Origin of the sequence: Micromonospora sp. NPDC048843 (assembly GCF_040649965.1) — a bacterium.
In the GTDB taxonomy this organism is placed as follows: Bacteria; Actinomycetota; Actinomycetes; order Mycobacteriales; family Micromonosporaceae; genus Micromonospora; species Micromonospora hortensis.
Genome location: NZ_JBEZGJ010000235.1, coordinates 1 through 8981 on the forward strand (window position 1 = coordinate 1; position 8981 = coordinate 8981).

General features: G+C 69.7%; 10 protein-coding genes. 9 read left to right on the forward strand and 1 reads right to left on the reverse strand.

The genetic code is table 11. The features are described 5' to 3' along the window. Positions 1-176: 176 nt before the first annotated feature. A complete protein-coding gene (locus AB0C20_RS32885) occupies positions 177-1142 on the reverse strand; it encodes a COX15/CtaA family protein (RefSeq protein WP_357191959.1) in 966 nt (321 codons plus the stop codon). Between the two features lie 182 nt (positions 1143-1324). Between AB0C20_RS32885 and AB0C20_RS32890 the strand changes: the two genes are divergently transcribed. From AB0C20_RS32890 to AB0C20_RS32930, 9 genes are all read left to right on the forward strand, one after another. After that, positions 1325-2041 (forward strand): HTH domain-containing protein, encoded by a 717-nt coding sequence (locus tag AB0C20_RS32890; protein WP_357569464.1) that lies wholly within the window; start codon positions 1325-1327, stop codon positions 2039-2041. Then, the gene (gene sufB / locus AB0C20_RS32895; RefSeq protein WP_091403689.1) at positions 2038-3468 is read left to right on the forward strand and encodes a Fe-S cluster assembly protein SufB; all 1431 of its coding nucleotides are present in this window, start codon (positions 2038-2040) and stop codon (positions 3466-3468) included. The genes AB0C20_RS32890 and sufB overlap by 4 nt, the downstream gene beginning before the upstream one ends. Before the next feature lie 88 nt (positions 3469-3556). After that, positions 3557-4702, forward strand: a complete 1146-nt coding sequence (gene sufD, locus AB0C20_RS32900; RefSeq protein ID WP_357191961.1) for a Fe-S cluster assembly protein SufD — start codon at positions 3557-3559, stop codon at positions 4700-4702. Next, on the forward strand, positions 4702-5028 hold the full coding sequence (locus AB0C20_RS32905) for a non-heme iron oxygenase ferredoxin subunit (protein ID WP_091403693.1): 327 nt from the start codon (positions 4702-4704) through the stop codon (positions 5026-5028). Before sufD ends, AB0C20_RS32905 begins: the two co-directional genes overlap by 1 nt. After that, positions 5028-5801, forward strand: a complete 774-nt coding sequence (sufC, locus tag AB0C20_RS32910; protein WP_210784991.1) for a Fe-S cluster assembly ATPase SufC — start codon at positions 5028-5030, stop codon at positions 5799-5801. Before AB0C20_RS32905 ends, sufC begins: the two co-directional genes overlap by 1 nt. A gap of 20 nt (positions 5802-5821) precedes the next feature. Beyond that, on the forward strand, positions 5822-7126 hold the full coding sequence (locus AB0C20_RS32915) for a cysteine desulfurase (protein ID WP_357191964.1): 1305 nt from the start codon (positions 5822-5824) through the stop codon (positions 7124-7126). Then, on the forward strand, positions 7126-7599 hold the full coding sequence (gene sufU / locus AB0C20_RS32920) for a Fe-S cluster assembly sulfur transfer protein SufU (RefSeq protein ID WP_357191966.1): 474 nt from the start codon (positions 7126-7128) through the stop codon (positions 7597-7599). Before AB0C20_RS32915 ends, sufU begins: the two co-directional genes overlap by 1 nt. 67 nt (positions 7600-7666) lie before the next feature. Beyond that, on the forward strand, positions 7667-8113 hold the full coding sequence (locus AB0C20_RS32925; RefSeq protein WP_357191968.1) for a metal-sulfur cluster assembly factor: 447 nt from the start codon (positions 7667-7669) through the stop codon (positions 8111-8113). Positions 8114-8317: 204 nt separating this feature from the next. Continuing rightward, positions 8318-8917 (forward strand): TIGR03086 family metal-binding protein, encoded by a 600-nt coding sequence (locus tag AB0C20_RS32930; RefSeq protein WP_357191970.1) that lies wholly within the window; start codon positions 8318-8320, stop codon positions 8915-8917. Positions 8918-8981: the final 64 nt, after the last annotated feature.

Here is an 8981-nt window from a genome sequence, read left to right on the forward strand (position 1 = left end):
GGCCAAACCCGGGCTTCGGTCTCCTTGCGGGCGGTTTGGTCGTCAAGATCCGCGCAATATCAGTGATGTTGCTGTCTCCCGCGTGTCGGAGGCAGCAACATCCGGGAAGTTGCGCAGATCTTGGCGCGGGGCGCGGGGCGCGGGGCGCGGGGCGCGGGGCGCGGGGCGCGGGGCGGTCAGGCGGTGACTGGTACCGGGGCGGCGGCGTCGGTCGGGGTGGCCTCGGGGGCCGGGGCGACCGGGCGGCGTTCCCGGGTGGACCACTGCGCCGACAGGGCGGCCAGCAGCACCAGGCAGGAGCCGAGCATGTGCGCGCCGACCAGGAGCGCCGGCACGTGGGTGAAGTACTGCACGAAGCCGATCAGGCCCTGACCCAACTCCACGGCGACCAGGATGATCGCGGCGCGGGTGGCCCGCTGCGCGCCGACGGCGCGGAACGCGAAGATCAGCGCCACCGAGAGACCGATCAGCAGGAAGACCCCGTCGGCGTGCACCTGCGAGATCGTCTCCGGGTCGAGCCCGTTGCGGGCGGCGCCGTGGTCGCCGGCGTGCGGGCCGCTACCGGTGACCCAGGTGCCGACGACCAGCACGGCGACGGTGACGCCGGTGGTGACCCGGGCCAGCGCGCGCAGCGGTGCGGGCACCACTGCCGCCGTCGGGCCGTCGGGGTCGCCGATGCGTCGCCAGAGGGCGTACGCGGCGGCGATCACGGCCATCGAGGCGAGGAAATGCAGCCCGACCACCCACGGGTTGAGGTTGGTCAGCACGGTGATGCCACCGATCACCGCCTGGGCGGGGATGCCCAGGAAGACCGCCACGGCCAGTGCGAGGAGCCCAGGTCGGCGGGGCCGGTGCAGGAGGACGGCCAGCACGGTGGCCAGCGCGATCAGACCCACCGCGAAGGTCAGCATGCGGTTGCTGAACTCGATCACGCCGTACACGCCCATCTCGGGCGTGGTGACGTAGGAATCGTCTGTGCACCGGGGCCAGGTGGGGCAGCCGAGGCCCGAGGCGGTCAACCGGACGGCCCCGCCGGTGACGACGATCCCCACGTTCGCGATGATCGAGGCGAGCGCGAGGCGGCGCAGCAGGATGCCGGAGACCGGACGGACGATTCGGTTCACGGCGCAAATCCTACGCACCGTAGTGATCGAGGTTCGTCCGACTCCGTCGGCTCGGTGGTTCGGATCACCGGGGCCCGGGTTTGCGACCCTCCGGGTAATTACGTAACGTTGGCGTTGTGAAAAACGCGGCGGCGCTCTCCGGGCACCAACCGACGGCCGTACCGGCCCTCGGTGCGCCTGCCTCCGCGCCTGCCGTGACCATGTCGGCCGGCCTCGCCGGGCCGGCGGCGGCCGAGGTCTCCACCCGGGATCGGGTCACTCAGTTGCTGCTGGAGCAGGGTGCCATCACCGCCGCGCAGCTTGGCGCGGCGCTCGGGCTCAGCCCGGCGGCGATCCGCCGGCACCTGGACGCGATGCTCGCGGACGGTGACGTGTATGCCCGTGAGCAGACCGTGCAGGGCAGTCGCGGTCGGGGGCGCCCGGCCAAGGTGTTCCTGCTGACCGAGGCCGCCCGGGTCCGCTGTGGCACACACCACTACGACAACATGGCCACCGCCGCGTTGCGCTGGATCGCGCGCAGCGGCGGCTCGGGCGCGGTCGAGGCGTTCGCCACCGAGCAGGTCTCCGCTCTCGAATCCCGTTGTCGGACGGCCATGGAGGACGCTGGCGACGACCCCCTCGCCCGAGCCGAGGCACTCGCCGCGGCGCTCACCGCCGAGGGTTACGCTGCCAATGCGACCACGATCGCCTCCGGCGGCCAGCTCTGTCAGCACCACTGCCCGGTGGCGCACGTGGCCGCCGAGTTCCCTCAGCTGTGCGAGGCCGAGACCGCGGTTATCTCCCGTCTGGTCGGCACCCACGTGCAGCGTCTGGCCACCATCGCGCACGGCGACGGGGTGTGCACCACGCACATCCCGACCCAGCCGGGCCGCGCTCAATCCGGTAATCCCGTAACCACTGTGAGGACAGATAGATGACCGAGCAGATCGTCCAGCCCCTGACCCAGGAAGAGCAGCTCGCCGCCCTGGGCCGGTACGAGTACGGCTGGTCCGACCCGGACGCCGCCGGGGCGGTCGCCCAGCGCGGCATCAACGAGGCGGTGGTGCGGGACATCTCGGCCAAGAAGAACGAGCCGGCGTGGATGCTCGACCTGCGGCTGAAGGGCCTGCGGCTGTTCGGCCGTAAGCCCATGCCGGCCTGGGGCGCGGACCTCACCGGGATCGACTTCGACAACATCAAGTACTTCGTGCGGTCGACCGAGAAGCAGGCCACCAGCTGGGAGGACCTGCCCGAGGACATCAAGAACACCTACGACCGGCTGGGCATCCCGGAGGCGGAGAAGCAGCGGCTGGTCGCCGGTGTAGCGGCGCAGTACGAGTCGGAGGTCGTCTACCACAAGATCCGTGAGGACCTTGAGGAGCAGGGCGTTCTCTTCCTGGACACCGACACGGCGCTGCGTGAGCACGAGGACGTCTTCAAGGAGTACTTCGGCACTGTGATCCCGGTCGGCGACAACAAGTTCGCCGCCCTGAACACCTCGGTGTGGTCCGGTGGCTCGTTCATCTACGTGCCGAAGGGCGTGCAGGTCGAGATCCCGCTGCAGGCCTACTTCCGGATCAACACGGAGAACATGGGCCAGTTCGAGCGGACGCTGATCATCGTCGACGAGGGTGCGTACGTGCACTACGTCGAGGGCTGCACCGCGCCGCTCTACTCCTCCGACTCGCTGCACAGCGCGGTCGTGGAGATCATCGTCAAGAAGAACGCGCGCTGCCGCTACACGACCATCCAGAACTGGTCGAACAACGTCTACAACCTGGTCACCAAGCGCGCCGTCTGCCACGAGGGCGCGACCATGGAGTGGGTCGACGGCAACATCGGCTCCAAGGTGACCATGAAGTACCCGGCGGTCTACATGACCGGCGAGCACGCCAAGGGCGAGGTGCTCTCGGTGGCGATGGCCGGCGAGGGTCAGCACCAGGACGCCGGCGCCAAGATGGTGCACGCCGCGCCGCACACCTCCTCGACCATCGTGTCGAAGTCGATCGCCCGTGGCGGCGGCCGCACCTCGTACCGGGGTCTGGTGCAGGTGCTGGAGGGTTCGCACCACAGCCGGAGCACTGTCAAGTGCGACGCGCTGCTGGTCGACACCATCTCCCGCTCGGACACCTACCCGTACGTCGACATCCGTGAGGACGACGTGTCGATGGGTCACGAGGCGACCGTCTCCAAGATCAGCGACGACCAGCTCTTCTACCTGATGAGCCGGGGCCTGAGCGAGGACGAGGCGATGGCCATGATCGTGCGTGGCTTCATCGAGCCGATCGCCAAGGAGCTCCCGATGGAGTACGCCCTGGAGCTCAACCGTCTGATCGAGCTTCAGATGGAGGGCGCGGTCGGCTGACGCCGCCGCTCCCCGTGGCGGGCCGGAACCTCGGCCCGTCACACCCGGCCCCAACTCGTCGTCACGGAACAGACAGACCAAGGAAGAAATGACTACCCAGGCTTCCGCGCCGCCGCCCAGCACCAAGACGCAGGCGCTGCGCTCGTACGACGTCGCCGACTTCCCGGCCCTCACCGGCCTCGAGGAGGAGTGGCGTTTCACCCCGCTCAAGCGCCTCCGCGGCCTGACCAGCGACGCGCCGGCCGCGACCGGCGCGGTCCGACACGAGTACGGTGACCTGCCCGAGGGCGTCGCCATCACCCGTGTCGGCAGGGACGACGAGCGGGTCGGCAGCGTGCTGACCCCTGTCGACCGGGTCAGCGCGTTGGCTTACGGTGCCGCCGCGGACGCCCTGCTGCTGCGGGTCGCCCCGGACGTGGTGCTCGGTGAGGCGGTGCGGCTGCGGGTGGTCGGCGAGGGCGTCGAGCAGCCGGCTTTCGGTCACACCTTCGTCGAGGTGGGCCGCTTCGCCGAGGCGACACTGGTGCTGGAGCACGTCGGGTCGGCCACCCTGGCCGACAACGTCGAGGTGGCCGTGGCCGACGGCGCGAAGCTGACGCTGGTCACTGTCGCCGACTGGGCCGACGACGCCGTCCAGGCCCAGCACCTGAAGATCAAGCTGGGCCGGGACGCCAGGGTCATCCACATCCAGGTCTCCCTGGGTGGCGATCTGGTCCGGCAGTTCACCAGCGTGGAATACACCGGGCGCGGTGGCGAGGCCGAGCTGTACGGCGTCTACTTCGCCGACTCGGGCCAGCACCTGGAGCATCGGCAGCTGGTCGACCACAGCGTCCCGGACTGTCGCAGCTACGTCGGCTACCGGGGGGCTCTGCAGGGCGAGAGCGCGCACACCGTCTGGGTGGGCGACGTGCTCATCCGGGCCGAGGCGACCGGCACCGACACGTATGAGATCAACCGGAACCTGCTGCTCACCGACGGCGCGCGGGCGGACTCCGTACCCAATCTGGAGATCGAGACCGGCGAGATCGCCGGCGCCGGTCACGCCAGCGCGACCGGCCGCTTCGATGACGAGCAGTTGTTCTACCTGATGGCCCGGGGCATTCCGGAGAGTGAGGCCCGCCGACTGGTGGTGCGTGGCTTCTTCGCCGAGCTGATCAACAAGATTCCGGTGGAGTCGCTGCGTGAGAGCCTCGGCGACGCGATCGAGGCCCGGCTGACCAAGGCGGGCGCTTGATGATCCGCATCTGCTCCACCGAGGACGTGCCGAAGGGCACCGCGATCAGCGCGGACGTCGACGGCACGCCGATCGCCCTGGTGCACGGCGAGGACGGCGGCTTCTACGCCGCGTACGACGAGTGCTCGCACGCCTCGGTCGCGCTCTCCGAGGGCGAGGTGGACGGCTGCACGCTCGAGTGTTGGCTGCACGGCTCGCGCTTCGACCTGCGCACCGGCGAGCCGACCGGCCTGCCCGCCACCGAACCCGTCCCCGTCTACCCCGTCGAAGTCCGCGACGGCGACATCTACCTCAGCCTGACGCCGAGTAATGGAGTGACCCGATAATGAGCACCCTGGAGATCCGCGACCTGAAGGTGTCGGTCAAGCTGCCCGAGGGTGAGCTCAAGCCGATCCTGGCCGGCGTCGACCTGACCGTGAAGTCGGGCGAGACCCACGCGATCATGGGCCCGAACGGTTCCGGCAAGTCCACCCTGGCGTACTCGATCGCCGGTCACCCCAAGTACGAGATCACCGGCGGCACGGTGACCCTCGACGGCCAGGACGTGCTGGCCATGACGGTCGACGAGCGCGCCCGCGCCGGCCTCTTCCTGGCCATGCAGTACCCGGTCGAGGTGCCCGGCGTCTCGGTGGCGAACTTCCTGCGGACCGCGAAGACCGCCATCGACGGCGAGGCGCCGAAGCTCCGTACCTGGGGCGGCGAGCTGCGCGGTGCGATGGAGCGTCTCCAGATGGACCCGGCGTTCGCCCAGCGCAACGTCAACGAGGGCTTCTCCGGTGGTGAGAAGAAGCGGCACGAGATCGTCCAGCTGGAGCTGCTCAAGCCGAAGATCGCGATCCTCGACGAGACCGACTCCGGTCTCGACGTGGACGCGCTGCGCGTGGTCAGCGAGGGCGTCAACCGGGTTCGTGACAACGGCGACACCGGTGTGCTGCTGATCACCCACTACACGCGGATCCTGCGCTACATCAAGCCGGACTTCGTGCACGTCTTCGTGGCCGGCCGGATCGTCGAGCAGGGCGGCTCGGAGCTGGCCGACAAGCTCGAGGCCGAGGGCTACGAGCGGTACGCCGCCGGGGCCGGCACGGCCAAGGCCTGAGCGGGAGAGGCGCTGCCGAGATGACCAGCATCGCGATCCCCTCGGGGATGCCGCAGTACGACGACGTGCCGCGTTTCGACGTGGCCCGGGTGCGCGCCGACTTCCCGATCCTCGGTCGGGACATCAACGGGCACCCGCTGGTCTACCTCGACAGCGCCAACACCTCGCACAAACCCCGCCAGGTGCTCGACGTGCTGGACGAGCACTACGCGCGGCACAACGCCAACGTGTCGCGCTCGGTGCACACCCTGGGCACCGAGGCCACCGAGGCGTACGAGGGGGCGCGGGCGAAGATCGCCGCGTTCATCAACGCGCCGAGCACCGACGAGGTGGTGTTCACGAAGAACTCCACCGAGGCGATCAACATCGTGGCGTACGCCTTCTCGAACGCCTCGCTGCGCCCGGACGCCGATCCCCGTTTCCGGCTCGGCCCGGGCGACGAGGTGGTGATCTCCGAGATGGAGCACCACTCGAACATCGTTCCGTGGCAGCTGCTCTGCGAGCGCACCGGCGCGACCCTGCGCTGGTTCCCGGTCACCGACCAGGGGCGGCTGGACGAGTCGGGCCTGGAGGATCTGGTCACCGAACGGACGAAGATCGTCTCGCTGGTGCACATGTCCAACATCCTCGGCACCGTCAACGCCACATCCCGGATCACCGCGCGGGTCCGCGAGGTGGGTGCGCTGCTGCTGCTGGACTGCTCGCAGTCGGTGCCGCACCTGCCCATCGACGTGGTCGACCTGGACGCCGACTACATCGTCTTCACCGGTCACAAGATGTGCGGTCCGACCGGCATCGGTGTGCTCTGGGGTCGGGGTGAGCTGCTGGCGGCCATGCCGCCGGTCTTCGGCGGCGGCTCGATGATCGAGACGGTCACCATGGCCCGCTCGACGTTCGCCGCGCCGCCGGCCCGCTTCGAGGCGGGCACCCCGCCGATCGCGGAGGCGGTCGCGCTCGGTGCGGCGGTCGACTACCTGACCGGCATCGGGATGCGGGCCATCCAGTGGCACGAGAAGGAGCTGACGGCGTACGCGCTGGAGGCTCTCGGCTCGGTACCTGACCTGCGGATCTTCGGTCCGACGGTGCCGGTGGGCCGGGGCGGCACCATCTCGTTCGCACTCGGTGACGTGCACCCGCACGACGTGGGTCAGGTGCTCGACTCGCTCGGCGTGCAGGTGCGGGTGGGCCACCACTGTGCCAAGCCGGTCTGCAGCCGGTTCGGCGTCCCGGCCATGACCCGGGCATCGTTCTACCTCTACACCACCACCGAGGAGATCGACGCTCTGGTGGCCGGTCTGGAGCAGGTGCGGAAGGTGTTCGACTGATGCAGCTCGACCAGCTCTACCAGGAGATCATCCTGGACCACTACAAGCGCCCGCACGGGCGTGGCCTGCGCGATGCCGACGACCCGGGTGACCAGGTCGCGGAGGCGCACCACGTCAACCCCACCTGCGGTGACGAGGTCACCGTCCGGGTGGCCACCGACGGCACGGTGCTGCACGACATCTCGTACGACGGGATGGGCTGCTCGATCAGCCAGGCATCGGCGAGTGTGCTGCACGAGTTGCTGCGCGGTCGGGGCGCCGGGGAAGCATTCGAGGTGCACGAGGCGTTCGTGGAGTTGATGTCCGGACGTGGCCAGGTCACGCCGGACGAGGACGTGCTCGGTGACGGGGTTGCTTTCGCGGGTGTGGCCCGTTACCCGGCCCGGGTCAAGTGCGCGCTGCTGCCGTGGATGGCGTTCAAGGACGCCGCGGCACGCGCCGGTGTGGGTGTGAGCCCGGAGGTGACGGCATGAGCGAGCGTCAGCGAGCGAATGACACAGTGGTGCCTTGTGGCATCACGCAGCGATGCGGAGGGTTGGCATGAGCGAGAACACCGCTACCGAGGCGACGCCGGAGGCCGGTGACACCCCAGTGGTGCCGCAGACCGACGCCGCGACGACCGATGGCACGGGTGACGCCGCCGCTCCCGCGGGCGGCGTCAGCAAGGCCATGATCGCCGACATCGAGGAGGCGATGAAGGACGTCGTCGACCCGGAGCTCGGCATCAACGTGGTCGACCTGGGCCTCGTGTACGGCGTCCACGTCGACGACGAGAACGTCGCCACCCTGGACATGACGCTCACCTCGGCGGCCTGCCCGCTGACCGACGTCATCGAGGACCAGACGCGGCAGGCGCTGACCACCGGCCCCGGCGGCGGCCTGGTCAACGACATCCGGATCAACTGGGTGTGGCTCCCGCCGTGGGGCCCGGACAAGATCACTGACGAGGGTCGGGACCAGCTCCGTTCCCTCGGCTTCAACGTCTGACCCGACTCCGTCCCACAGTCGTCGAGCGCGGCGCCCCTTTGGGGTGCCGCGCTCGTTCTGTTGCGCCTCCACGTGAATCAGTAGTGGAACGGATCGTTCCGGTCTGCTAGTCTGATTGCAGAACGGAGCGGAACATTCCGTTCACGGGTGAGCGGAATCGCTCGCCCGGCGGGGTCGGCGGAGAGGGTCGGGACAATGGGTGAGATGGCAGCTGGACACTGGCGGGTCGTGCTCGACGAGGCGCACACGATGCTCCGGACGACCGCCGAGGGAATCCCGGCCGACGCCTGGGACCTGCCCACCCCGTGCGAGCGGTGGACGGTCACGCAGGTGCTCCAGCACGCGACCGGCGACCAGATCGCCTTCGCGGCGGCGATCGTCGGCGGGGCGGGGCCGTCGGAGGATCCGTTCGCGCCCTCCGGTCGGATCGAGGGTGACAAGCTCATCGGGCTGCGCGCCGCACTCGACGCGTCCGCCCGCGCCTGGGCGGGAGTCGCCGACGATGATCCGCAGGTGCGGACGCCGCTGCCCCAGGGTGCGCTGCCGGCCCAGGTGGGCGCCGTCGCGTGCGCCCTCGACGCGGCGGTGCACGCCTGGGATATCGCGGCGGCCACCGGCCAGCCGTCCCCGCTTCACGACGACCTGGCCCGTCCCCTGCTGGAGGTAGCCCGGCAGATCGTCGAGCCGTTGCGGAACTACGGCGCGTACGCCCCGGCGCTCGACGCCGGCGCGGAGGCCGACGACGTCAGCGCCCTGCTCGCCTACCTCGGCCGTGACCCCCACTGGCCCGGCGTGCGGCTCTGACCGCTCGACCGACCCAAGGTCGCCCTTGATCATCGATGTAGTGGCCTCGGCGCGTCGCCGAGGC